The 24,599-nt window shown below is 66.3% G+C and carries 25 protein-coding genes and 1 riboswitch; of the genes, 9 read left to right on the forward strand and 16 right to left on the reverse strand.

Going from position 1 to position 24,599, the window contains the following annotated elements; translation table 11 throughout:
- Positions 1–261 precede the first annotated feature (261 nt).
- The 8 genes from EV666_RS01965 to coxB form a co-directional block, all read right to left on the reverse strand.
- Positions 262–1,047, reverse strand: a complete 786-nt coding sequence (locus tag EV666_RS01965; protein ID WP_132002162.1) for an SURF1 family protein — start codon at positions 1,045–1,047, stop codon at positions 262–264.
- Positions 1,044–1,433, reverse strand: coding sequence for a DUF983 domain-containing protein (locus EV666_RS01970; protein ID WP_132002165.1), 390 nt, complete (start codon positions 1,431–1,433; stop codon positions 1,044–1,046). Before EV666_RS01970 ends, EV666_RS01965 begins: the two co-directional genes overlap by 4 nt.
- Positions 1,434–1,546: 113 nt before the next feature.
- On the reverse strand, positions 1,547–2,407 hold the full coding sequence (locus EV666_RS01975) for a cytochrome c oxidase subunit 3 (RefSeq protein WP_132002168.1): 861 nt from the start codon (positions 2,405–2,407) through the stop codon (positions 1,547–1,549).
- A gap of 39 nt (positions 2,408–2,446) precedes the next feature.
- Complete coding sequence (locus tag EV666_RS01980) at positions 2,447–3,070, reverse strand: cytochrome c oxidase assembly protein (protein ID WP_245514149.1); 624 nt, start codon at positions 3,068–3,070, stop codon at positions 2,447–2,449.
- A 7-nt stretch (positions 3,071–3,077) separates the two neighbouring features.
- Positions 3,078–3,248, reverse strand: coding sequence for a hypothetical protein (locus EV666_RS18145; RefSeq protein WP_165909865.1), 171 nt, complete (start codon positions 3,246–3,248; stop codon positions 3,078–3,080).
- Position 3,249: 1 nt separating this feature from the next.
- A complete protein-coding gene (locus EV666_RS01985; protein ID WP_132002171.1) occupies positions 3,250–4,239 on the reverse strand; it encodes a heme o synthase in 990 nt (329 codons plus the stop codon).
- A gap of 385 nt (positions 4,240–4,624) precedes the next feature.
- The gene (ctaD, locus tag EV666_RS01990) at positions 4,625–6,244 is read right to left on the reverse strand and encodes a cytochrome c oxidase subunit I (RefSeq protein WP_132002174.1); all 1,620 of its coding nucleotides are present in this window, start codon (positions 6,242–6,244) and stop codon (positions 4,625–4,627) included.
- 114 nt (positions 6,245–6,358) lie between these two features.
- Positions 6,359–7,207, reverse strand: coding sequence for a cytochrome c oxidase subunit II (coxB, locus tag EV666_RS01995; protein WP_245514151.1), 849 nt, complete (start codon positions 7,205–7,207; stop codon positions 6,359–6,361).
- Positions 7,208–7,699: 492 nt separating this feature from the next.
- Here coxB and EV666_RS02000 point away from each other — a divergent pair, with 492 nt between their 5' ends.
- From EV666_RS02000 to EV666_RS02030, 7 genes are all read left to right on the forward strand, one after another.
- Positions 7,700–8,272 (forward strand): invasion associated locus B family protein, encoded by a 573-nt coding sequence (locus EV666_RS02000; protein WP_376886005.1) that lies wholly within the window; start codon positions 7,700–7,702, stop codon positions 8,270–8,272.
- An 8-nt stretch (positions 8,273–8,280) separates the two neighbouring features.
- Positions 8,281–8,913: a hypothetical protein gene (locus tag EV666_RS02005; protein ID WP_132002180.1), complete on the forward strand. Its 633-nt coding sequence runs from the start codon at positions 8,281–8,283 to the stop codon at positions 8,911–8,913.
- A 238-nt stretch (positions 8,914–9,151) separates the two neighbouring features.
- A riboswitch (glycine riboswitch) is annotated at positions 9,152–9,276 on the forward strand.
- Between the two features lie 227 nt (positions 9,277–9,503).
- Entirely contained in the window at positions 9,504–10,676 is a 1,173-nt protein-coding gene (gene gcvT / locus EV666_RS02010; protein WP_132002183.1) for a glycine cleavage system aminomethyltransferase GcvT, read from the forward strand.
- A gap of 200 nt (positions 10,677–10,876) precedes the next feature.
- Positions 10,877–11,254, forward strand: a complete 378-nt coding sequence (gene gcvH, locus EV666_RS02015; RefSeq protein ID WP_132002186.1) for a glycine cleavage system protein GcvH — start codon at positions 10,877–10,879, stop codon at positions 11,252–11,254.
- Between the two features lie 54 nt (positions 11,255–11,308).
- Positions 11,309–12,670, forward strand: a complete 1,362-nt coding sequence (gene gcvPA, locus EV666_RS02020) for an aminomethyl-transferring glycine dehydrogenase subunit GcvPA (protein WP_132002814.1) — start codon at positions 11,309–11,311, stop codon at positions 12,668–12,670.
- Positions 12,664–14,241: an aminomethyl-transferring glycine dehydrogenase subunit GcvPB gene (gcvPB, locus tag EV666_RS02025; protein ID WP_132002189.1), complete on the forward strand. Its 1,578-nt coding sequence runs from the start codon at positions 12,664–12,666 to the stop codon at positions 14,239–14,241. Before gcvPA ends, gcvPB begins: the two co-directional genes overlap by 7 nt.
- 216 nt (positions 14,242–14,457) lie before the next feature.
- Positions 14,458–16,023: a class I adenylate-forming enzyme family protein gene (locus tag EV666_RS02030; protein WP_132002192.1), complete on the forward strand. Its 1,566-nt coding sequence runs from the start codon at positions 14,458–14,460 to the stop codon at positions 16,021–16,023.
- A gap of 241 nt (positions 16,024–16,264) precedes the next feature.
- On the opposite strand, the gene EV666_RS02035 is transcribed toward EV666_RS02030, so the two are convergent.
- Positions 16,265–16,702 carry a hypothetical protein gene (locus EV666_RS02035; RefSeq protein WP_132002195.1) on the reverse strand — a complete coding sequence of 146 codons (438 nt, stop codon included), beginning with the start codon at positions 16,700–16,702 and terminating at the stop codon, positions 16,265–16,267.
- 409 nt (positions 16,703–17,111) lie between these two features.
- Between EV666_RS02035 and EV666_RS02040 the strand changes: the two genes are divergently transcribed.
- Entirely contained in the window at positions 17,112–17,402 is a 291-nt protein-coding gene (locus EV666_RS02040; protein WP_132002198.1) for a hypothetical protein, read from the forward strand.
- 721 nt (positions 17,403–18,123) lie between these two features.
- Here the strand turns inward: EV666_RS02040 and EV666_RS02045 are convergent.
- The 7 genes from EV666_RS02045 to EV666_RS02075 all read right to left on the reverse strand — a co-directional run bounded on the left by EV666_RS02045 (position 18,124) and on the right by EV666_RS02075 (position 23,044).
- The gene (locus EV666_RS02045; protein WP_132002201.1) at positions 18,124–18,612 is read right to left on the reverse strand and encodes a F0F1 ATP synthase subunit B family protein; all 489 of its coding nucleotides are present in this window, start codon (positions 18,610–18,612) and stop codon (positions 18,124–18,126) included.
- A 115-nt stretch (positions 18,613–18,727) separates the two neighbouring features.
- Positions 18,728–19,273, reverse strand: a complete 546-nt coding sequence (locus EV666_RS02050) for a F0F1 ATP synthase subunit B family protein (RefSeq protein WP_132002204.1) — start codon at positions 19,271–19,273, stop codon at positions 18,728–18,730.
- Positions 19,274–19,571: 298 nt separating this feature from the next.
- Complete coding sequence (locus EV666_RS02055; RefSeq protein ID WP_132002207.1) at positions 19,572–19,799, reverse strand: F0F1 ATP synthase subunit C; 228 nt, start codon at positions 19,797–19,799, stop codon at positions 19,572–19,574.
- Between the two features lie 38 nt (positions 19,800–19,837).
- Positions 19,838–20,587 carry a F0F1 ATP synthase subunit A gene (locus tag EV666_RS02060; RefSeq protein WP_132002210.1) on the reverse strand — a complete coding sequence of 250 codons (750 nt, stop codon included), beginning with the start codon at positions 20,585–20,587 and terminating at the stop codon, positions 19,838–19,840.
- A 145-nt stretch (positions 20,588–20,732) separates the two neighbouring features.
- A complete protein-coding gene (locus EV666_RS02065) occupies positions 20,733–21,122 on the reverse strand; it encodes an AtpZ/AtpI family protein (protein ID WP_132002213.1) in 390 nt (129 codons plus the stop codon).
- 483 nt (positions 21,123–21,605) lie between these two features.
- Positions 21,606–22,247 (reverse strand): DsbA family protein, encoded by a 642-nt coding sequence (locus EV666_RS02070; protein WP_132002216.1) that lies wholly within the window; start codon positions 22,245–22,247, stop codon positions 21,606–21,608.
- 296 nt (positions 22,248–22,543) lie between these two features.
- Positions 22,544–23,044 carry a DUF721 domain-containing protein gene (locus tag EV666_RS02075; protein ID WP_132002219.1) on the reverse strand — a complete coding sequence of 167 codons (501 nt, stop codon included), beginning with the start codon at positions 23,042–23,044 and terminating at the stop codon, positions 22,544–22,546.
- 381 nt (positions 23,045–23,425) lie between these two features.
- On the opposite strand from EV666_RS02075, the gene mutY reads away from it, so the two are divergent.
- The gene (gene mutY / locus EV666_RS02080) at positions 23,426–24,550 is read left to right on the forward strand and encodes an A/G-specific adenine glycosylase (RefSeq protein WP_245514152.1); all 1,125 of its coding nucleotides are present in this window, start codon (positions 23,426–23,428) and stop codon (positions 24,548–24,550) included.
- The last annotated feature ends 49 nt before the right edge of the window (positions 24,551–24,599 follow it).

Raw genomic sequence — 24,599 nt, forward strand, 5'->3', positions numbered from 1 at the left:
TCAATCCGTTTCCTGTCAGCGCGAAGGTCGGCTCGCGCGCAAAACGGAGGTTCGTCTTTTAACATATGGCGGGGCGCTGTTCATTCTGGATCACGGCGCCGGTTTCATCTCGCCGGATTCCCTTGCCGGATCCCCCGAAACTCCCGGGCGAACGCCTCGGCTCCCGCGCAAAATCGTCCACATGGGGCCCGGAAAGCGCGTTCGCTCCGGTGCGCCGCGTCGTCCCGCCGCGCGGGGAGGGGCGCCGTGAGGAAAGCCGCCTCAGGCCCGCCGCCGCTCGCGCAGCCGCCGCCAGACGAACACGCCGTAGACGCCCAGCAGGGTCGCCGCCAGGCCGAACCAGGTCAGGGCGTACTCCAGGTGCCGGTTGGGGAAGCTGATGACGGTCAGCCCGCCGCGCGGCCCTTCCGTGTAGCGGGCGGGCGCGTCGGCATCAATAATGAACGGCGCGACGCGCCTCAGTCCCTGCGCGGCGGCGATGGCGGCGATGTCGCGGGTGAACCATTCACCGCTGGCCGGGTCGTCAGCCGGCACGAACGGATCGCGAATCTGGGAGGCGCGCAGCAGCCCCGTGACGGTGGCGTCAGCAGGCGTGCGGGCGTCCACATCGGCGAGAGCGCCGCGCATTTCCATCGGCACGAAACCGCGATTGACCAGCACGACGCCGCCATCGGCCAGTACAAGCGGCGTGAGGACGACGTAGCCGGCCCGCACCGCGCCATTCTCCCTGGGCGCGTTGGCGTGCACCAGGGTCTGATGGGCGAAGTCATAACGTCCCGAGGCCGTGACGTGGCGATACTCCTCGGCATGAACGTCGAGGCGCGGCCAGGCGCTCTCCGCCGGGGCAGGCGTTGGCGGCGCGTCCACCCGCGCGTTGATCTTGCTGATCAGATCTTCTTTCCAGGCCAGACGGTCGAGTTGCCATTTGCCCAGCGCCAGCAGGACAGCCAGCGCCGTCAGGGTGCAGACCGTCAGCAGAATGAGGCCGCCGCCAGGCCGGGCTGCCTGCGGCGCGCCCCGCGGATGTTGTGGCGTGGACGGCGTCATGACGAAATCCGGCCTTCCTCGGCCTTGTTGGCGTATTGCAGGGCGATCATCAGCCCCTTGAGCGGCCGCAGCGGCGCCACGCACAGCAGGATGGCGAGGGGCAGGGTGGTCACCAAGTGCAGGAACAGCGCCGGCTCGAACGTCAGTTCGAGCCACAGGGCGAAACCGACGACGGCGAAGCCGCTGATCAGCATGATGAAGACGGCTGGCCCGTCGGCGGAGTCGGCGAAGCTGTAGTCGAGCCCGCAGTTCTCACAGCGCGGCGCCACCTTCAGGAAGCCGCTGAACAGCTTGCCCTCGCCGCAACGCGGGCACCGGCAACCCAGGCCCGTGGCGGCGGGCGACAGCGGCGGCCAGTAACCCTGCTGGTCATCGTTCTGGCTCATGACGCCTCCTGTCGCCGTAAGGCCGCTGAACCATGCGGGCCTGCCTGGCGGTCTTCCGGTTACAAAAAAAGAGGGCGGCCAGAAGGCCGCCCCCGATCACTGCGACTTCCGGGTCAGTGGAAGTAGCGGACGTTCGAACCCCAGACATAGATGGCGACGAACAGGAACAGCCACACCACGTCAACGAAGTGCCAGTACCAGGCGGAGAACTCGAAGCCGAGGTGCTGCTGGGGCGTGAAGTGGTTGCGATACACGCGCAGCAGAACCACGGCGAGGAAGATGGTGCCGACCAGCACGTGGAAGCCGTGGAAGCCCGTGGCCATGACGAAGGTCGAGCCGTAGATGTTGCCGCTGAAGGCAAAATGGGCGTGGGTGTATTCGTAAGCCTGCACAAAGCTGAACAGCGCGCCCAGGATGATGGTGAGCCACAGGCCCTGCTTCACGCCTTCGCGGTCGTTGTGCAGCATGGCGTGGTGCGCCCAGGTCAGCGTGGTGCCCGAGGTCAGCAGGATCAGGGTGTTGAGCAGCGGCAGGTGCCACGGATCAAGCGTTTCGATGCCCTTCGGCGGCCACTGACCACCGGTAAACTCCGTGCGGGTGTACTGGATGGCCTCGGCGGGGAACAGCGCCGCGTCGAAGTACGCCCAGAACCAGGCGACGAAGAACATCACCTCGGAGGCGATGAACAGCAGCATGCCGTAGCGATGGTGCAGCTGGACGACGCGGGTGTGATGTCCCTCGTGTTCAGCTTCGCGGATCACGTCCGCCCACCAGGAGATCATCACATAGATAATGCCGATGATGCCGGCGCCCAGCAGGTAGGGACCGACCTTCATGCCGCCCCAGCTCAGCCCCTTCATGGACATGACCAGGCCAACCGCCAGGACAAAGAAGGAGACCGAAGCGACAAGCGGCCACGGGCTTGGCTCCAGAAGGTGATAGTCGTGCTCGGGCTTCGCGTGCGCGTCGGCCATTGATCCAGTCTCCTGCCTCGGGGCGTGAGTCTTATAACGTCACAGGTTGTTCTTGTCCGCATTCACTGCGGTTGCTGCCACAGGGCTGCCATTCTTTGACCGAAAAACCGTGTACGACAAGGTGATGCTCGACAGGTCTTTCGTTTCCGGCTGCTTCAGCAGGTCCGGGTCCACATAAAAAACGACCGGGGCGTGGATCGTCTCGCCAGGCTTGAGGGTCTGCTCCTCAAAGCAGAAGCACTGGATCTTGACGAAGAACTGGCCGGCCAGGTCCGGCTGGACATTGAATGTGGCCACGCCGGTCGCCGGCGCATCGCCAACGTTGGTGATCTTGTAAAACACCGTTCTGGTTTCGCCGAGCCTGACGCTGACGCGCGGCTGCTCGGGCTCGAACTTCCAGGTGACGCCCGGCGCGACATTGGCGTCAAAGCGCACGTCGATGACGTGATCGACCACGTGGGCGTTCGCCTCCTGGCCGACGAGCGGCGTGCCGCCAAAGCCCGTGGTCTGGCAGAACAGGCGATACAGCGGCACGGCCGCGAACGAGGCGCCAACCATCAGCGCCACCACCGCCACGCAGGCGATCGCCACGCCGGCGCCGGATTTGCGGCGCGGCGCGGGGGGCGGAGCAGGTGCGTGATTGGGGCCGTTCCCGGACATCATGCCTCCCTCAGATCGGGCGCTTCAGGACGTTGACGCCAAGCTTGGCGACGGTGACCGCATAGATGATGGCGACGAAAGCCGCCAGCGCAACCGCGATGGCGATATTGCGCGTGCGCCGCATTTTTTTCTGCTCCGGCGTCAGTTCAACCCCGCCGTCGGCGTTCTTGTCGTCTAGCATGTCAGATAATTCCCGAAACAAGGCGGGGTCCCACGTCAAAGCCGCTGCCGAGGCCAAAGGCATGCTCGGCGAGCAGCGTGGCGAACAGCAGGAACAGGTAGAGGATGGAAAAGCCGAACAGCGCCTGTTCGGCCTTCGTGGCGGCCGCGCCCTCCCGGCGGCGGTAGACCTGCACGGCGAGGGCGATCATCAGCAGGCCGGAAATCACCGAGACGACGGCGTAGGTCCAGCCCCCCAGTCCCATGAAGAAGGGGACAACGCCGAGCGGCGCCAGCAGGAGGGTGTAGACGAGAATCTGCGTGCGGGTGGAATCAGGGCCCGCCACATTCGGCATCATCGGCACGCCGGCCTTCTCGTAGTCGCCCGACTTGCTCAGGGCCAGGGCCCAGAAGTGCGGCGGCGTCCACATGAAGATGATGAGAAACAGGATGAAGCTGTCCCAGCTGACCGAGCCGGTGACCACGGCCTCCGCCACCATGGGCGGGAACGCCCCCGCGGCGCCGCCGATGACGATGTTCTGGGCCGTCCAGCGCTTCAGCCACATCGAGTAGACGACGGCGTAAAAGAAAATGGTGAAAGCCAGGAAGCCGGCGGCGAACCAGTTGGCGATGAGGCCGAGGAACACCACCGAAGCGACGGAGAGGGAGAGTCCCAGCGACAGCGCCTCGCTGCCGGTCACCTGACCGGTCGGGATCGGCCGCTTCGCGGTGCGCGACATGCGCGCGTCAATGTCCTGGTCCCACCACATGTTGAGCGCGCCGGAGGCGCCGGCGCCAACGGCGATCAATCCCAGCGACACGGCGGCGATCACCGGATGCAGATGGCCTTTGGCGACAACCATTCCCACCAGGGCCGTGAAAATCACCAGCGACATGACGCGCGGCTTGAACAGCTCAAGGTAATCGCGGACCGAACCGCTGTACACGCGCGCGTCATCGCCGGACGGGGAGGCGTCTGGCTGTCCTGACATGTGGTCGCTGATCATGGACATCGGACTTCTGTCTTTCACCTGCCTGCGGGCCTTACGGACGTGAAGACCCCAGATGCTCGCCCCAGACGTTCTTGCCTGGCGACGCCGCCGGTTTGCTGAACTTTCGCCGTCCCTGCCCGCAGGATGCGCTGCGTGAGGCTCCGTCGCCAGACGGCTGCGGACGGACTTGGGCCAGTCTGAAACGATTCAGAACTGCCTGCCGTTCTTCTAGCGCCTCACCGCGTAAACTCAATAGGACGCCGCCAGCGCCGCATGTGGCGCATTGTCGTCAACAACGTGGCGGAGAGGCGGTCGCCGTCAAAACAAAACCGCCGGCCCATGGGCCGGCGGCTGATTTCAGGCGTGATCCGCGCGGCGGAACGGCGGACCGTTTCGCCAGGCCAGATCAGTGATCGGCGGAGCCGGTGATGCGCGGCAGCTTCTCGAACTGGTGGAACGGCGGAGGCGAGCTCAGCGTCCATTCGAGGGTCGGCGAACCCATGCCCCACGGGTCGTTGGCGGCGCGCTCCTTGCGGCGCCATGCGACGTAAACGCCGTAGAAGAACACCAGCAGGCTGAACGCGAAGATGTACGAACCGTACGAGGCGATGCGGTGCCAGCCGGCGAAGGCGTTGGGGTAATCCACATAGTGGCGCGGCATGCCGGCGAGGCCGAGGAAGTGCATCGGGAAGAACAGCACGTTGGCGCCGATGAAGGCCAGCCAGAAGTGCAGCTTGCCGATCCAGTCCGGCACGATGTAGCCGAACATCTTCGGGAACCAGTAGTACCAGCCGGCGAAGATGCCGAATACGGCGCCCAGCGACAGCACGTAGTGGAAGTGGGCGATCACGTAATAGGTGTTGTGCAGCTCACGGTCGATGCCGGCGTTGGCCAGCACGACGCCGGTGACGCCGCCCACCGTGAACAGGAACACGAAGCCCACGGCCCACAGCATCGGCGCGGTCATGCGGATGGAGCCGCCCCACATGGTGGCGATCCACGAGAAGATCTTGATGCCCGTCGGCACGGCGATGACCATCGTGGCGAACACGAAGTAGCGCTGCGTGTCGAGCGACAGGCCGACGGTGTACATGTGGTGGGCCCACACGATGAAGCCGACGGCGCCGATCGCGACCATGGCGTAGGCCATGCCCAGGTAGCCGAAGATCGGCTTGCGCGAGAAGGTCGAGATGATGTGGCTGATGATGCCGAAGGCCGGCAGGATCATGATGTACACTTCGGGGTGACCGAAGAACCAGAACAGGTGCTGGTAGAGCACCGGATCGCCGCCGCCGGCGGGGTCGAAGAAGGTCGTGCCGAAGTTGCGGTCGGTCAGCAGCATGGTGATCGCGCCGGCGAGGACCGGGAGCGAGATCAGCAGCAGGAAGGCGGTGACCAGCATGCCCCATGCGAACAGCGGCATCTTGTGCAGGGTCATGCCCGGCGCGCGCATGTTCAGGATGGTGGTGATGAAGTTGATCGCGCCAAGGATCGACGAGGCGCCGGCCGCGTGCAGGGCCAGGATGCCAAAGTCAAGCGCCGGCCCGGGGTGACCGGAGGTGGAGAGCGGCGGGTACACCGTCCAGCCGCCGCCAAAACCGGTTGAGCCGGGAGCGCCGCCGACGAACAGCGAAACGACCAGCAACAGGAAGGCGCAGATGGTCAGCCACAGCGAGATGTTGTTAAGGCGCGGAAACGCCATGTCCGGCGCGCCGATCATCAGCGGCACGAACCAGTTGCCGAAGCCGCCGATCAACGCCGGCATGACGACGAAGAACACCATGATCAGGCCGTGACCGGTGACGATCACGTTAAACATCTGGCCGTTGGAGAACAGCTGGAGCCCCGGCTCCTGCAGCTCGATGCGCATGAGAATCGACAGGAAGCCGCCTATCAGGCCCGCCATGAGGGCCGAGAACAGGTACATCGTGCCGATGTCTTTGTGGTTGGTGGAAAACAGCCAGCGACGCAGACCCGTGGGGTGATCCGCGTGATCAGCGTGGGCCGCCGTTGATGATGAAGCCATGACTCAGCTCCCGATACTGTTCGCCGGCCAGGCCGCATCCGGGATGCGGGCCAGGTCCGGCAGGAAATGACGATGCCGCGACGGGCGCGGGGGCGCCCGCCATGCGGCGCTGGGTCAGCGAACGGCGGCCTCGGTCGCCAGCTGGCCATTGTCATTGGCGGCGTAATGCTGGCCGGCGCCATTGGCGGCGAACTTCTTCTTCGCCTGCTCCAGCCAGGTCTTGTAGGCGTCCTTGCTGACGATGCGGATCGCGATCGGCATGTAAGCGTGGTTCTGGCCGCAAATCAGCGAGCACTGACCATAGAAGACGCCTTCTTTCTCCGCGTGGAACCAGGTCTCGTTCAGGCGGCCGGGAATGGCGTCGATCTTCAGGCCGAAAGACGGCATGGCGAAGGCGTGAATCACGTCGGACGCCGTCACCTGAACGCGGATGGTGGTGTCCACCGGCAGGACGACTTCGTTATCCACGGCCAGCAGGCGCGGCTCCTTGTCCTGGGCCAGGTTGCTGTCGAACGAGAAGCCGCCCTGGTCCTTCGGATATTCGTAGGACCAGTACCACTGGTGCGCGGTCGCCTTGATGACGATGTCGGCCTTGGGCAGCGTCAGCTGGTCCTTGATGAGGCGGAAGGACGGCACGGCGATGACCACGAGAATCAGCACCGGCACCAGTGTCCAGGCCACCTCGAGCAGGGAATTGTGCGTGGTCTTTGACGGCGTGGGATTGCGGCGCTCGCTGAAGCGGAAGACGACCCAGAGAATCAGCGCCAGAACCAGGATGACGATGGCCGTGATGATCCACAACAGCATGTCATGGAAGGCGTGCATCCGGTCGGCGATGGGCGTCACGGGCGTTTGCAGCGTCATCTGCCACGGGGAAGGCTGGCCTGTGCCGGCCATCACATTGCCTGTCGCGGCGGCCAGAACGCCGCTTGCCGCCACAAGCCTGAGGGGCAACGTTTTCATTAGCATCAGAGAATCGGAGCTCCCGTACTCGCTAGGCGTATTATTGCGGCGCAGCCCTTCGCTTCAGGCCTGACTTACGCCAAAACCCGGCCACAAGCCTGCCACGTTGCCTGTGAAAGACCACAATGTGGCGGAGGGCGCAACGTTCGGACCCCTGCCCCCTGTGCGGCATTTGTGCACAAGAATAGTTCCAGACTGCGCGGGCGTCACCTGGAAGGGGCGGCAACGTCCCGTCCCGGCTTCTTCCCGGCTTTTTCTTGACAGGGCCTTGCGGGCGTGGCCCAAACGCCAGCAGCCGTTGCCGGAAGCCGCCTGATGGTCGCCCTGGCGGCGGCGCGTGCGCCGGAAACTGAACCACACCAGCAAGTTATCGGGGCTGGCGTGGTTTGCGGATCTGAAATTGCTGCATGCCGATGCGTCGCAGGTGTGCGATGCTTCCGCCAGCAATTCCAGATCCGTAAACCATACTGGCGGCGGAACGAGAGGTTGAACATGACGGACGCCTTCGTCGGCAGAAGAAACATGGGCCTGCTGCGCGCGACTCCTGGCCGGGCCGGACGGGCGCTTTTCACCCGCGCGGCCATGGTGATCGCGACCGTGGCGGCGCTGGCCGCCGGGACCGGGCCGGTTCAGGCCCAGGGCGTGGTCAAGCAGAGTTTTGGCGACTGGCAGTTGCGCTGTGAGAAGCCGGCGGGCGCCAGCGCCGACCAGTGCGCCCTGGTGCAGAACGTGGCCGCATCCGACCGGCCTAATGTGACGTTGCTGGTGATCGTCCTCAACACGGCTGACGGCAAGGGCCGGCTGCTGCGCGTGCTGGCGCCCTTGGGGGTGCTGCTGCCGGCGGGGCTCGGCCTCAAGATCGACCAGAGCGACGTAGGGCGCGCGGGCTTTGTGCGCTGCCTGCCCACCGGTTGCGTGGCGGAGGTCGTGATGGACGACAATCTTGTCAACCGCCTCAAGGCGGGCAAGATCGGCACGTTCGTCGTCTTCCAGACGCCGGAAGAGGGGATTGGCGTTCCGGTGACGCTGGGTGGTCTGGACAAGGGGCTGGAAGCCCTGAAATGAGGGGTGGCATGACTACTGCGGGGGATAAAGCAGCGGGAACCACGGTCGCTGGCGCGCCAGCGCGCCGGCGCTGGTTGGGCGCCCTGGCGGCGACGATCGGCCTGGCCGCTGTTGCTGGCGCTTCGCCCGCGCGGGCGGATATGGTCAAGGATCTTCTGGGCGTCAATCCGTTTGCCAGCGAATCATCGCGGGATGGTCTGCGCCCTGGCGTATTTGTGGACGACTCGGGTGAGCCGATTTTCTGTCCGCGCGTCGACGTGCTGGAGGACGGCGCCACGGTGCGGCGCGGCGAAGGCGCGGGGCTGTCGTATCAGCTCACGATCGCCAATCTGGCGCGGGAGTGCCAGCGCGCCCAGGATGGCCGCCTCTCGGTCAATGTCGGCGTGGACGTTCGGGCCCTGCTTGGCCCCGCTGGCCGGCCCGGCCGCTTTTCATCGCCGGTGACCATACAGGTGCGCCAGGGCGACGCTGTGCTGTCGCGCGTGACCCGCCAGGTGTCGATCGCCATTCCGGCGGGCGAGGCCAACGCCATGGGGACGCTGGTGGAGCAGGGCATCCAGTTGCCCGAGAACACCAACAATGTGCTGATCGAGGTTGGTTTCGGCGGCGCCGCCCCGAAGGCGCGCAAGCGCAGGCGGTAACCACGGCAAGCGCAGGCGGTAACCGCGAAGGCGCGCCCGGCGTAATGCAGCGCTGTTCAGGCTGGCGCAGGTTTGCCGGCCTGGGCCGCGATCCGAAAGCCGCGCTTCACCATGAAAGTCGCTCTGGCCAACCGGTTGGAGCGACTTTTTTTTGGCCCCCGCGATCACGCTTTGGGCAGGGGGGCGCCCGCAGGCGATTGACAGGCGGCCAGCTGGCGTCGCACCCTTCTGGCAGCCGATGATCCCCGCGGGAGAGATCGGAGGGACGGGATCGCTGGTTTCGCGCCGCAGATCCGGTTCTGGCCCGACGCCGAAGGCGCAACCGCCCCGGAAACGCTCAGGCAAAAGGACCGCGCGGGAGCTGGCGATCTGGAAAGCGGATGGTTCGCCATCCCACCGAAGGGCGTAACCCGCGCCGGTCCACGCGTCGCAAGAACGCGGCCGCCGGCGCAGATCGTCGGCAAGCCACGCGGCGTCAAGCCACGCGGCGTCCGGCGGGGGGAAATCTCTCAGGTTCGGGGACAGAGGGGGCGCAATGGGTCCGTCGCTGGCGGAGCCGCGCCCTGTTGTCCGCAAGGAGCCTGATACACATGACGTCGGCGTCACCCGAAAATCCGGAATCCACACAGCCGCTTTCCACAGGCGCGGCGCCGCTGCGGCGCACGCCATTGCATCTGCGCCACCAGGCGCTGGGCGCGCGCATGGCGCCGTTCGCCGGCTACGCCCTGCCAATCCAGTATCCCGACGGCATCATCGCCGAGCACCTGCACGTGCGCGCCGCGGCCGGCCTGTTCGACGTCTCGCACATGGGGCAGGCATGGCTGGCGGGGCCGGACCACGAAACCACGGCGCGCGCCCTGGAGGCGCTGGTTCCCGCCGACATTCTCGGCCTGGCGCCTGGCCAGCAGCGTTATGCGTTGCTGCTCAACGCCCAGGGCGGCATTCGCGACGACCTGATGGTGGCGCGGCCCGCCGATCCCATGGCGGCCGGCAGGCTGTTCCTCGTGGTCAACGCCGCCTGCAAGGAACAGGACTGGCTGCATATCGCCAGCGCCATGCCCGGCGACGTGACCCTGGAGACAGAGGAGCGGGCGCTGCTGGCCCTGCAGGGGCCGCTGGCGGCGGAAGTCATGGCCCGTTTCGCGCCAGACGCCGTGGAGCTGCGCTTCATGGACGTGACGGCGACGCAGGTCGCCGGCATCGACGTCCGCGTCAGCCGCTCCGGTTACACTGGTGAGGACGGTTTCGAGATTTCCGTCGCCAATGATGACGCCGGCGCCCTGTGGGACCTGCTGCTGACGGCGCCGCAGGTGAAGCCCGCCGGGCTGGGCGCGCGCGATTCGCTGCGCCTGGAGGCGGGGCTTTGCCTTTACGGCCACGATATCAATCAGGAAACCTCGCCAGTCGAGGCGGCGCTGACCTGGTCGATCGCCAAGCGCCGCCGCATCGACATGGATTTTCCCGGCGCCATCCGCATCACGGAGGAGATCGCCGGTGGTCCGCTGCGCAGGCGCGTGGGGCTGCTGCCGGAGGGGCGGGCGCCGGTGCGCGAGGGCGCGCAGATTTTTGACGAAGCGGGCGAGCTGGTCGGCGAGGTGACTTCTGGCGGTTTCGGCCCCAGCGTCGGGGCGCCGGTGGCCATGGGCTATGTGGTGAGCGAGTTCGCGAAGCCCGGCGCGCGGGTGCAGGTGGCGCTGCGCGGGCGGCGCGTGCCGGCGGCGGTGACGCCGATGCCATTCACCCCGCACCGTTACCGGCGGTGATGGGGGCGCCGCCACGCGCCCCGCAGCTTCATTCTCCTGACGCGAGGCTGCGTCAGTTTGGCCTGAACACGACAGGACATGATTTTCGGGGGCGGGGCCTGAGCCGCCCCGGTCTGGCGCTACATCGGACGCCAGCATTTCCGGGCGCGGACGGCCTTGGGGAAATGCTGGCGGGGAACAATGCCTGAGGGAGCAGCAGCATGGCGGACACGCGCTACACGAAGGATCACGAATATATCCAGGTCACGGGCGATATCGGCGTCGTCGGCATTACCGATTACGCCCAGCAGCAGCTTGGCGACATCGTATTTGTCGAATTGCCCGAGGTTGGGCGCAGTTTCGGCAAGGGTGACGAGGCGGCGGTTGTGGAAAGCGTCAAGGCCGCCAGCGAAATCTACGCGCCGGTGGGCGGCGAGGTGATCGAGGTCAACGCCGCCATCGAAGGCGAACCGGCGGTGGTGAATGAAGATCCGACCGGCCGCGGCTGGTTCCTGAAGTTGCGCGTCGCCGACGCCGCCGAGCTCGGCGATCTGATGGATGAAGGCGCCTACCGGCAATATGTGGCGACCCTGGGCTGACAGCCAGGACGCGAACCGGAACAGGGTCATGGGTCGGGCCGGAAAGGACTGATGATGCGATATCTGCCGTTATCCGGGGCGGATCGGGCGATCATGCTGGAGCGCATCGGCGTCAGCGCGGTTGACGCGCTGTTCGCCGACGCGCCGCCGGAATGTCTGCGCGATCAGGCGCCAGATTTGCCGCGCCGCAAGGGCGAGATGGCGGTGGAGCGTGAGCTCGGCCGGCTCGCCGCGCGTAACGTCAGCGCCGGTTCGGTTCCATTTTTTCTCGGCGCCGGGGCGTATCGCCATCATGTGCCGGCGACCGTTGATCACCTGATCCAGCGATCGGAGTTCCTGACCAGCTACACGCCCTACCAGCCGGAAATCGCCCAGGGCACACTGCAATATCTGTTCGAGTTCCAGACCCAGGCAGCGGCGCTGACCGGCATGGAGGTGGCCAATGCCTCCATGTATGACGGCTCCACCGCCTGCGCCGAGGCGGTGCTGATGGCGCAGCGCATCACCCGGCGCAAGCGGGCGGTGCTTTCGGGCGGCCTGCATCCGCATTATGCGGAGGTCACGCGCACCGTCTGCGGTTTTGCGGGCGACAGCATCAGCAGCCTGCCGCCGGACGTCGCCGCCAGCGAGGACATCATCAGCCAGATTGGCCCGGACACGTCGTGCGTGGTGGTGCAGAGCCCGGACGTGTTCGGCAACCTGCGCGACCTGGCGCCGATCGCCGAAGCGGCGCGCCGGGCGGGGGCGCTGCTGGTCGCCGTCGTCACCGAGGCGGTGTCGTTCGGCCTGCTGACGTCGCCGGGCGCGCAGGGCGCCGATATCGTCGTCGCCGAGGGTCAGTCGATCGGCAATGCGCTGAACTTCGGCGGACCCTATGTGGGCCTGTTCGCCGCCCGGTCGAAGTTCGTGCGCCAGATGCCGGGGCGCCTGTGCGGCGAGACGGTGGACGCGGACGGCCGGCGTGGTTTCGTGCTGACCCTGTCGGCGCGCGAGCAGCATATCCGCCGCGACAAGGCGACCTCGAACATCTGCACCAATTCAGGACTGTGTTGCCTGGCCTTTACCATTCACATGACGCTGCTTGGCGGCCATGGCCTGCGCCAGCTCGCCCGCATCAATCACGCCAACGCCGTGGCGCTGGCCGACAGGCTGGCGGCGCTGCCAGGCGTGACGGTGCTGAACCACAGCTTCTTCAACGAATTCACAGTGAGGCTGGCGGGGCGCGACGCGGCGGACGTGGTGGAGCGGCTTGCGGCGCGCGGCGTGCTTGGCGGCGTCCCGGTTTCGCGCCTGCTGCCAGGCGCAGGACTTGACGACCTGCTGCTGGTCGCCAGCACGGAAGTGAACACGGACGAAGACCGCACTGCCTTCGTCGATGCGCTTGCCGCCGTCCTTGGGGAGATTGCCGCATGCTGAACCGTCAGGGACGTCCCACCATTACGGGCGACGCCGCGCCGGTCGCCGCCAGCGCGGCGGAGCATCGCACATTTACCGGCAATCGCGCCCTGCAACAGATCGAGCCGCTGCTGTTCGAGATCGGCTCGACCGAACGCTGCGGCGTCGATCTGGATGAGCCGGCGCCCTTCACCGCGCGGCTCGGCGCACTGGAGGCGGCCGCGCCGGTCGATTTGCCGGCGCTGTCCGAGCCGGAGACCATGCGCCATTTCGTACGCCTGTCGCAGAAGAACTACGGCATCGACACCGGCATGTTCCCGCTGGGCTCGTGCACCATGAAACACAATCCGCGCCTCAATGAGCGGATGGCGCGGCTGCCCGGCTTCGCCGACGTGCATCCGTTGCAACCGGTCGCCACGGTGCAGGGCGCGCTGGCGGTGATGGACCAGCTGGCGCACTGGCTGCTGACGCTGACCGGCATGCCGGCGGTGGCGCTGTCGCCCAAGGCGGGCGCCCATGGCGAACTGCTCGGGCTGATGGCGATCAAGGCCGCCATCGCGGCGCGGGGCGAGGGGGAAACGCGCAATGTGGTGCTGGTTCCCGAATCCGCCCATGGCACCAATCCGGCCACCGCCGCGCTGCTGGGGTTCAGGGTGAAGTCCGTGCCGGCGCGCGACGACGGCGCCGTGCATCTGGATGATGTCGTCGGCCTGTTGGGGCCGGACGTCGCCGCCATCATGCTGACCAACCCCAATACCTGCGGCCTGTTCGAGCCGCAGATTGTTGAGATCGCGGCGGCGCTGCACGCGGCGGGCGGCTACTTTTATTGCGACGGCGCCAATTTCAACGCCATCGTCGGCAAGGTGCGACCCGGCGATCTGGGCGTCGACGCCATGCACATCAATCTGCACAAGACCTTCTCCACGCCCCACGGCGGCGGCGGACCCGGAGCGGGGCCGGTGGTGCTGTCGGAGCGGCTGGCTCCATTCGCGCCGGTTCCGTTTGTTCGCAAGGGCGCTGATGGCCAGCTTTCGTTGGTGGAGCAGGCGGGAGAGGGGGAGGCGGCGCAGGCGTTTGGCCGCCTGACCGCATTCCATGGCCAGATGGGCATGTATGTGCGGGCGCTGTCGTTCATGCTGTCGCATGGCGGCGATGGGCTGCGCCAGGCGTCGGAGGACGCGGTGCTCAGCGCCAATTATGTACGCGCTTCGCTGGCCGATCTGCTGACGGCGCCCTTCGGTGACCGGCCGTGCATGCACGAGGCGCTGTTCGATGACGCCTGGCTGAAGGACACGGGACTGACGACCCTGGACATCGCCAAGGCGCTGATCGATGAGGGTTTCCACCCGATGACAGTGTATTTCCCGCTTGTCGTGCACGGGGCGATGCTGATCGAGCCGACGGAATCGGAATCGAAGGTTTCGCTCGACCTGTTCATCGCGGCGATGCGCGATCTGGCGATGGCGGCGAAGCGGGGCGACGCCGGGCGTTTCACCGGCGCGCCGCGCCATGCGCCGCTGCGGCGGCTGGACGAGACCCGCGCCGCGCGCCAGCCTGTCCTGCGCTGGACGCGGCCACAGCCGGTTGCCTGACGGCGCGCCCTGTCGGTAAGCAGCGGTGATACGCGGGGTTTTGCCCGTGCGGCGCTTTCATGACGCGGCGTATTGCGCCACATTGGCGCCGCCATGGGCGCGCCAGTGGGGCTGGCCGCCATTCCGGTGGCCGGCGACGGTAACAGCCGTCGCGACGAAAATTCCGGCGCAATCCCGGTGAGCGCACCGGCATTGCCCTGAAAGGGAGAGAAACCGATGACAGGCCAGTCAGCCGAATTGCTGGCGCGCGATTTCAGCCTGATTACCGATCTGGTCAGGGCGCATGCGCAGGAACGTCCGGAAGCCCGGGCGGTGGTTCACAAGGACCGCAGCCTGACCTACGCGCAGTTCGACGCCGAGATCGATCGCGTCGCCGCCACCCTGCAACAGGCCGGCCTGACGGTGGGTGACCGCATCGCCGTCTGCGCCATGTCGTCGATTCCCTATGCGGTGACATTCCTTGGCGCCCTGCGCGCCGGCGTGGTGGTGACGCCGCTGGCGCCGTCCTCCACCCGCGAGCAGCTGCAGGGCATGGTCGCCGACTCAGGCGCCAAAATCTTCTTCGTCGACACGCCGATCACCGAACAGCTCGGTCCGTTCGACTGGTTCGGCGGCCAGCTGGTCGCGCTGGACGACGCGGCTCCAGGCCAGCCCTGGTCGTCGTGGCTGGCGCCGGAAGGGGCGCGGCCGGCGCCGGTGGACATTCCGCCATCGGCTCCGTTCAACATCATCTATTCGTCCGGCACCACCGGCCTGCCCAAGGGCATCGTCCAGTCGCACCGCATGCGCTGGGCCCATGTGCAGCGCGGCGCCATTTTCGGTTATGGCCCGGACGCCATCACCATCGTCTCCACGCCGCTCTATTCCAACACCACGCTGGTAAGCTTCCTGCCGACCCTGACGCTGGGCGGAACCGTGGTGCTGATGGAGAAATTCGACGCGCACGGCCTGCTGGAGCTGGCGCAGCGCGAGCGCGTCACCCACGCCATGCTGGTGCCGGTGCAGTACAAGCGCATCATGGCGCTGCCTGATTTCGACAGCTTCGACCTGTCGTCGTTCGTGATGAAGTTCTGCACCAGCGCGCCGTTCCACGCCGACATCAAGGCCGATGTGCTGAAGCGCTGGCCCGGCGGTCTGGTTGAATTCTACGGCATGACCGAAGGCGGCGGCGGCTGCTCGCTGGCCGCGCACCTGTTCCCGGACAAGCTGCACACGGTTGGTCGCCCCAACGAGGGACACACCATTCTGCTGCTTGATGAGAACGGCAATGAAGTGGCGCCGGGCGAGATCGGCGAGATCGTCGGCCATTCGCCCACAGCGGTGATGAATGAATATCACAACCAGCCGGGCAAGACGCGCGAAACCGAGTGGATCCACCCGGACGGCCGCCGCTTCATCCGCACCGGCGACGTGGGCCGGTTCGACGAAGACGGCTTCCTGACGCTGATGGACCGCAAGAAGGACATGATCATCACTGGCGGTTTCAACGTCTATCCCAGTGATATCGAGGCGCTGCTGCATACCCACCCGGACCTGAACGACGTGGCCGTGGTCGGCGTGCCGTCGGACGCCTGGGGCGAGACGCCGGTGGCCTTCGTGGTGGCCGCGCCGGGCAAAAGTGTGCAGGGCGCCGACATCCGCGCCTGGGCCAACGAGCGGCTGGGCAAGGTGCAGCGCATCGCCGACGTGGTGGTGACGGACGCCCTGCCGCGCAGCGCCATTGGCAAGATCCTGAAGCGCGAGCTGCGCGACGGCTGGGTGGCGCAACAGCCGGCCGCCTGAGCCGGCCCGCTCTCCGGGGCGCCGGCCCATGGCTGGCGCAGCCGCCATGATTCCCGAAAAACCGCCGCCCGGACGCCGGACGGCGGTTTTTCGTTGCCCTGGCGTTCCTGAGCCGGTCCATACGAAAACGCTCCGGCGCCCAAACAGGAGGCGACGGCCCTCTTCACGGCGTCGACAATGGCCTTCCACTCCGGGGTTATCTCTCCGGGGCGGCGGGGGCGGCGGCCCTGGCGGCCTCGTTTTAGGGAATGATGCGGGTGCGTGGCCCCACATAGACCGGGCCGACGTTTTGCGTCGACATCACGCCCTGCACGCCCATGGAAACCGTGAGGTCGCCGATTTCGGTGGGCGTCACCACGTCCGCCTGAATGCGGCCATAGGTAAAGGCGCCTGACTGGCCCTTGCCGCCGATCTGCACGCCGGCGCCAACGCGCCCGCCCACATGAATGCAGGCGGCGGTTCCCTTGACGCGGTAAAAGCCGGGGCCGCGCTCCGGGCAGGGCTCGGCGCCCCACAAATCCGGAATGTAGGGCCTGCGCGGAAACGCGCCAGGGGCGTCATAGCTGGTGAGGCGCGGCAGGTCGGGCGTCGGCGGTCGCTGGCGGAAGAGATCCGGCGAACGGTCAAGGCCGAAAGCCTTCACCACATCCGGCGCGGCGCCAAGACGGGGTTCAGGCATGACCCCAGCCTGTCGGGAGAAGCTGAAAAAACTGGGTGGTTCAGGAGGGGTGGCGTGCGCTGGGGACAGGGCGGCGGCGGAAAGGGCGCAGGCTGCCAGGGTCGTGGCGGCAGGTTTGCGGGCCAGACACCGCAGGACAGCCGTGGCCAGAGAGATGTTGAGGATCGTCATCTGTTTTTCGATACCCGGTTGACCTGCCATTCCGATCAGCTTCCAGAAAACAGGGCGTCCTGCCCATCCCTGGACGGCGTCAGCATAGCCCTGCCGGCGCCCGCGCTCAAACAGGACGTCGTGGGGGGACGGTCCGAAGATGCAAGGTCCGGCAAAGGTGTGAAGGGGACACCGTCAAAGGGATGAAGCCGGCCGGGCGGACGATGGCGAGCCCGTTGACAGGCTGCCAGGTCAGGCAATGGACAGTTTTCCCAATGTCGCAAAGCGGGCATCGAAAAACGTCCAAAAAACATCTGGCGCCAAAAATAACATGTTGCGCGCGTCGGAACGTGATCGTATGAATCAGGTACGACGCAGTATCCCGATGGAATGGTCTTCTGGTTTTGAAGCTACGCCATCTGGTTTGCGCCTGGCGCAAAAAAGCCAAAAAAAAGGCCGCGTCAGGGACGCGGCCATAAAGTCTAGGGAGGAAACGCCCAAGGAGGGCTGCAGCATCGCTGCTGCAAAGTCTCTATATGGGTTTTTCTGATTCCTCGCAAGTGAATTGCGACAGGGACACTGTCCTTTTTTGCCGATGCCCCATGTGTCTGATGCATGGGGTGCGCCTTGGCGTTGGCGCATGTTTTTCTGTGACATTTCGCGCAGGTACAAAAGGCTGGCAGGCGCTGCAATTTGGCGGGCTGAACAGGCTTCGCGCGTTGGGGCCATGCCGCGCCTGTCCTGTCGACGGCTCCTGTAATCGTCACGCATTGTTTGATCCCCCGCCACCATCGGTCCTTGCCAGACTGGCTGCTGCTTCCGTTGTTAGCGGAGGTGTTGTCGCTGACGGACTTCATTGCGCCCGGGGCCGACGCTGCCGCAGGGGCGGCGGCCAATTCGCAGCGGCCTGAACAGGGACGGGGCGTCGTCGCCTGATAGGTGGCGCATATCATGGTTGGGAAGATTGTGCGGAGGGGCTCCGGGCGCTGGTTTCGGTTGGCGCGCGCTTCCGCTCGTCAAAGCCCATTCGTGTCCAGAGCCTCTCCAGGTTGAGCCCGCTCCTGTGGGAAAGCCGCCAGCGGCGCTTGCCGGCTGGCATTCATTTCATGGATTCCCGCGACCTGCCGCCGAAACTGACTGCCTTCCCGAAACTGGTCCCCGAAACAAGAAAAGCCGCCCCGGGGGGCGGCTTGCCGTTAACGGCCGGGTCTCCTTAACCTGATGCTTTCTGCTCAGGTAAAGTGGGCGCCGTCCGCGATAACGCCAGCGCGTCAGTGCGTGAAAGCGCCGCGAATCTGGTTGACGCCGTTGCGAACCAGCGCGTCGGCTGCCTCGCCCTGCGTGCGGTCACGCAGGATAACCTCGGCGGCTTGCAGGCCGGCGTTGGCGGCGGCGGCGCGAACCTCGGCGGTCGCCTGGGCCTCGGCCTGGGAAATCTTGGCCTCGGCGGCGGCGGTGCGGCCGGCCACGAACTCGGCGAGGCGGTTGTGCGCCTCCTGGGCGACGCGCGTGGCTTCCTCACGGGCCGCGGCGACGATCGCTTCGGCTTCCTTCTCGGCGGCCTGACGCTTGGCGACGTATTCGTCGCGCAGGGCGCGGGCTTCGGCCGACAGGCGACGGGCTTCCTCAAGCTCGGTGGCGATCCGCTGGCCGCGCTTGTCGAGCAGGTTGCCGATGGTCTTGAAGCCACCCATCCACGCCGCAATGCCGAGGAGGACGAAGAACGCGACGGCGACCCAGAATTCGGGCGTATTCCACATCGCTTTTACTCCTGAAAAGCGCCCGCCCAGCTGATCGGCTGCGAGCGCCCGAATTCCGGTAAATGTTGAAACCCGCTTCAGGCGAAGGGCGATGGCGCCCTTCGGCCATCGGGGGTCAGACCGCCGCGCGGTCCAGGGCGGCGTCGACTTCCGCGCGAGCCGGAGCGGCGCCGGTCAGACGCTCGACGATGGTCGCGGCGGCTTCCGCAGCGATGTCGCGCACATTGGCCATGGCGGCGGCGGCGTTGACGCGAATGGTCTCTTCGGCGGAAGCAATCTTCTGGTTCAGATCGGCTTCAAGCGCCTTGCGGCGGGCTTCGAACTCCGCGGCCATTTCCTCGCGGGCCTGATGGGCGATGGCCTGCGCGTTGGCGCGGGCGTCGGCGAGGGCCTTTTCATAAGCCGTAACGGCTTCCTCTGATTCGGCGCGCAGCCTCTGCGCTTCGGCCAGATCACCGGTAATCTTGTTGTGACGCTCGTCAAGCACCCTGGCAATGCGCGGCAAGGCGATGCGGGACATCAGGAAGTAGAGCACGGCGAAGGAGATCAGCACCCAGAAAATCTGCGACGCGAACGTCGCGCTTTCGAAGGGCGGAAATGCGATCGCGCCGTGGACCTCATTGGCCACTGCCGTCGAGGCGGAATGGGTAGGGCTAGCCATGCGACCTAATCCTCAGGCGGAACCGGCTGGTTCGCTGCCCGCACAGGCGGGATTGCTTCGTCGGCTCAGGATCGCCTTGTCGCCAGGGCGTCCTGTTCGCCAGGGCGTCTTGGCCGAAATCCTGTCCGTATATTGGCCAGAGCCTCCGCGCCGGGCGTCGCCGCCCGCATGGGAACCTCCAGCCTGTCCAACGCCTGGCGCCGTCGCCGCCCGGTGGCTCCGGACGGCGCATTGGCTCCAACGCGCCAGGTAGACTGGCCCGGGAATGGACGCCGGACGACCATTCCCGATGCGTCAATCAGACCGCGAACAGCAGCAGCAGCGCGATCAGCAGCGAAAAGATGCCCAGAGCTTCCGTCAGAGCGAAGCCGAGGAGCAGGGTGCCCTGCTGGCCGGCGGCGGCCGACGGATTGCGCAGCGCGCCCGACAGGAACTGGCCGAACAGGTTACCGAGGGCGAGAGCAGCGCCTGCCATGCCGAAGCAAGCGAGACCAGCGCCGATGTACTTGGCTGCAACGGGATCCATTTGAAAACTCCTGGTCGAAAAAGTTGGAGAGGCTGGGATCAATGATGGCCCGGATGGAGCGCATCGTTGAGGTAGATCGTTGTCAGGGTGGCGAACACATAGGCTTGCAGCGCCGCGACAAGGAACTCGAGGGCGGTCAGCGCGATGGCCAGCGCCAGCGGCAGCGGCGACAGCACCGCCCACGCGCCGGCCGTCAGCAGGGTCACCACGAAACCGGCGAAGATCTTCAGGGCGATGTGGCCGGCCAGCATGTTGGCGAAAAGACGCACGGACAGGCTGATCGGGCGCGACACGAACGAGACAATCTCAACAGCCACCAGCAGCGGCAGCAGCCAGCCCGGCACGCCCGACGGCACGAACAGCCTGAGGAAGCCAAAACCGTGACGGTAGAAGCCGTAAATGATGACGGTGCCGATCACCAGAGCCGCAAGGCAGAAGGTGACGATGATGTGGCTGGTGACGGTGAAGCCGTACGGCAGCATGCCGAGCATGTTGAGAACCAGCACGAACATGAACAGCGAGAACACGAAGGGGAAAAATTTCATCCCTTCCGTTCCGGCGCTATTTCGCACCGTTGTCGCCACAAATTCGTACAGACTTTCGACGATAGACTGCATGCGGCCGGGCACGACGGCGGCGCGACCGATGCCGCCGATCATCAGGATAGCGGTCAGAGCGACGGCGACCCACATGTAAATCGCCGAATTGGTCACAGCGATCTCATGGGCGCCGGCGTGGCCAAGCGTCACGATATTCTTGATCTGGAACTGATGGATCGGATCAGCCATGGCCCGTCAGGTCCCCTTCCTGTCGCCTCGCAACGCCCCGTCAGGCCAAAAACGCCCCACGGTCCGTTCACATTGTCAATCGGTCAGCGCTCGTTAGCCTATCCAGGTCACAAGCGCCAGACCGTGCGGTTCACACAATCGGTTTTTATTGCCCGGCGCCGTCTTTTTTATCTGACGGAACCTGCAGTTGCCCGGTTGCGCGCATAACGTTGTAGACGCCGGTCAAGAAGCCCAGCATCAGAAATACAATCAGCCCCCATGGGGACGCGCCCAAGACGCGGTCTATCGACCAGCCAATGAGCCCGCCGGCGGCGACGCCGGCGATGAACTCGGCGGAGAGACGAAACGCCCGCCCCATGGACGAGGCGCCGCTCGCCGCCTGTCTCGCCGTTTCCGCAGCCGTTTTACGCGCCTCCGCCTCATGAACGGCGTCGAGCTTCGCGCTGAGGCGCTTCATGCGGCCGGCAAGATCGGCTTCCGTCGCGGGCTGTTCGCCTGCGCCTTCATTCCGCCTGTCCGTTCCGTCTTTGCTCATGGAGAACCCGCCCTCTGTCCGCAAGGCCTGAGAGCAGAATTTCCCCAAAAGCCGGCGGCACCATAATTTTTGCACTTTCGGGTGTCAAGGCTCGGGAAAGTCGCGTAAGTTATTGTAAATGAATTAATAAATTTAGTTTGTGAATTGCGGCGGCGCGGCGCCCAGCGACTTTGCTGCGACTCTTTGCGCCGAGGCGTAATGTCGGGCGTAGCGGTGGATGGGCGGACATGTGGTGAAACAGATTCGGGTTTTCGCTGCATCCGGTTGATCTGAAGGGTGTTTTAACCTCCCTGTCGCAATGGAGCGATGACCAGGCGGCTGTCGCCCGCCGTTTCCCCAACAAAGCCCCGAATCTCCTGGTTTGGCGCGGCAAATGCGCTTTGTGGATGTAGAGTCGTCCGCAAAAAAGAAAGGCCGGCCCCCGAAGGCGCCGGCCATGTCGTCGCGCGCTGGCGCGCGCGACAGAATCAGAATCATCCGGGCTCACTCGCCGAGGAGGGGCTTCAGGGCCTTGTCGAGATCTTCCATGGAGAGGGCGCCGCGGTAGGTCTTGCCATTGATGAAGAAAGTCGGCGTCGAGTTCACGCCAAGCTTCGCGCCGCGATCACGCACGGCGTTCACCGCGTCCAGAATCTTCTGGTCCTTAAGGCAGTTTTCCACCTTCTCCTGGGTGAAGCCGGCCTGCTTCAGCAGGTTGGTCAGGCCTTCCAGCGGCTTTTGGGTGAACGCCCAGTCGTTCTGCCGGGAAAACAGCAGATCGGTCACCGGATAATATTTGTCGTTGCCTTCGCAGCGGGCGAGCATGAAACCGGCGGCGGCGAGGGGGTCGAGCGGGAATTCACGCAGGGTGAAGCGCACCTTGCCGGTGTCGATGTACTTCTTCCTGAACTCCGGGAAGGTGGTGTTGTGGAAATCGGCGCAATGGGAGCACGTCAGCGAGGCGTACTCGATGACATGGACCTTCGCGCCCTTGTCGCCCAGCGTCACGTCGCCGAGGGGGCCGGCCTCGCCGAGCTCCTGGGCGCTGACGGTTTGCGCCATCGCGGGCGCGAGGCCCAGGCCGCCGGCTACGGTGAGGGCTGCACCAATGGCCATGGTTTCCAGCAGGCGGCGACGTGTGATCATCTCATGCTCCTGGCCGGGGCAGCCGGCTTCAAAATATATCAACGGGGGACGGTGGCGGTCAGGTTCCCGCCGTGTTCCGTCCAGATGGCGACCATGCGCCCTGTGAACCGTGGGCATGGTCCCGGGTGATGTAATTCCCCCCGGAATTCGGGCGGAAGCATGTCTGAAGCGCCGTCCAGGATCAATTGCCGGCCGGGCTGGCAGGCAGCGGACCGCGCGGAACCTTGAGGGCATCGCGCTCCGTTGACCGCCGGGATTGGCGGCAGGCGGGGCCGGCCGCGCTACCCGGGGCCGGCTCAGCCGGCGGCGGGTCGGCTCAGCACGGCGGCGCCAAGACGGGTGAGGGCGCCGCGCAGGCGCTCGTCTTCGACGCGGGCGGTGAGCGATTCGGCCTGCCGCCGCGCCTGTGGATCAATGGCCGGAACGGGCGTCGGCGCGGCCGGGCGCGGCGGCGACCCCTGGCGGATGAGAATTTTGCCAATGCAGCGCCAGCCGAAATGGGCGTTGATGCGGTCAATGATCACCGGCGCCGTGTGCTGCAACTCCAGGGCGAAGGCGCTGCTGGCCAGGACTTCCAGCGTCGCCGGGGTTTTGGGCGCGTCGCCATGGCGGGGCTGGCGCGGCCAGTTGATGCGCAGCGGACGCGCGTACTGGGCCAGGCGCGGGCCGACGATATCCTCCCACGCCAGCAGGATGTCGCTGGCGGCGAACCCCTGGGACGCCAGGGCCTTGTCCAGACAGCGGTCGAGCAGATCGGCGAGGGGGACCGGACGGGAAGGGCGGGCGGGAGGCTTCATGACGTGATGCTCTGGGCGTTGTCGCGGACAGGGCGAGCCGGCCGCGCGCTACAGTATATATGTATATAGGCCTGCGACGGCGCGCCGGATAGCGTCGCCGGCGCGATTGGGCCAGACAGGGCGGCGGCGGTCTGGCAAGGCGGTCGCGGCGCCTCCGGTTGGCGCGGACGGCAAGGGGCATCGGAAGAGGGCATCGGATATTTTCATGACGGCGGGTTGTCAGTGAGGCGTACGCCTGGTTCATCTTTCCCGGGGCGCGGCGCCGCCGGCGCGCGGGCGTTTGCGGCCCGGCGACGCGGGGGCGCCAGGGCAACGCCAGCAGAAGCGGAGGCGCCACCGGAGCCGCCGGCGGCCCAGCGCAAGGCGCGGGACGGCGTGGCCGTGCGGAAATCAGGCGGCCCTGAACTTGCCGCGCTGCGCCCGCAGAGCCGGCCTGAGCCGGCGGCGTTGCTCGGGTGGTACGACGCTCACCGGCGCACCCTGCCATGGCGGGCGGCGTCTGGCGCGCAGGCTGATCCGTACCGGGTGTGGCTTTCCGAAATCATGCTGCAGCAGACCACCGTGACGGCGGTGCAGCCTTATTATGCGCGGTTTCTGGCGCGCTTTCCCGATGTGAACAGCCTGGCGTCGGCCCCGGCGGAGGCGGTGATGCAGGCCTGGGCCGGGCTTGGCTATTATTCCCGGGCGCGCAATCTGCACGCCTGCGCCCGCACCGTGGTAGCGGAGCACGGCGGCAGGTTTCCCGCCACGCTGGAGGGATTGCTGGCCCTGCCAGGCGTTGGCCCCTATACGGCGGCGGCGGTCGGGGCCATTGCCTTCGACCTGCCGGCGGCGGCGGTGGATGGCAATGTGGAGCGGGTAATCAGCCGTATTTACCGGGTGGAGGAACCGCTGCCGGGCGCCAAGCCGCGCATCCGCGCCCTGACCCAGGCGCTGGTTCCGGCCCGGCGCCCCGGCGACTTCGCCCAGGCGATGATGGATCTGGGCGCGATGATCTGCACGCCGCGCCGGCCGGCCTGCGGCGTTTGCCCGTGGATGGGGCCGTGCGCGGCGCGGGCGGCGGGCGATGCGGAGAGCTTTCCGCGCAAGGCGCCGAAAAAGGCGGTTCCGTCCCGCTTTGGGGCGGCGTTTGTCTGCGTGCGCGCAGATGGGGCGGTGCTGTTGCGGACCCGGCCGCCCGAGGGGCTGCTCGGCGGCATGGACGAACCGCCCGGCGGCGCCTGGCGGGAAAGCGACGCGATGCCGGCAACGGTGGAGTTGCTGCAGGAAGCGCCGTTTGACGCCCCCTGGCGGCTGGCGCCGGGCGGGGTGCGCCATGTGTTCACGCATTTCCGGCTGGAGCTTGCCGTGTTCGTGGCCATCGTCGCGCCGGATTTCGCCGCGCCGGCCGGCATACGCTGGGTCCGGCGGGCCGATCTGGCGGGCTCGGCCCTGCCCAATGTCATGCGCAAGGCCGTGGCGCACGGGCTGGCGTTTGCCGGCGGCGCGGAGCCTGGCGCGGCATGAGAAAAGCCGGCGCGCGGCCGGCTTTGTTTTTGCGATAATTTTCGGCGGT

Source organism: Camelimonas lactis (assembly GCF_004342915.1).
Classification (GTDB): Bacteria; Pseudomonadota; Alphaproteobacteria; order Rhizobiales; family Beijerinckiaceae; genus Camelimonas; species Camelimonas lactis.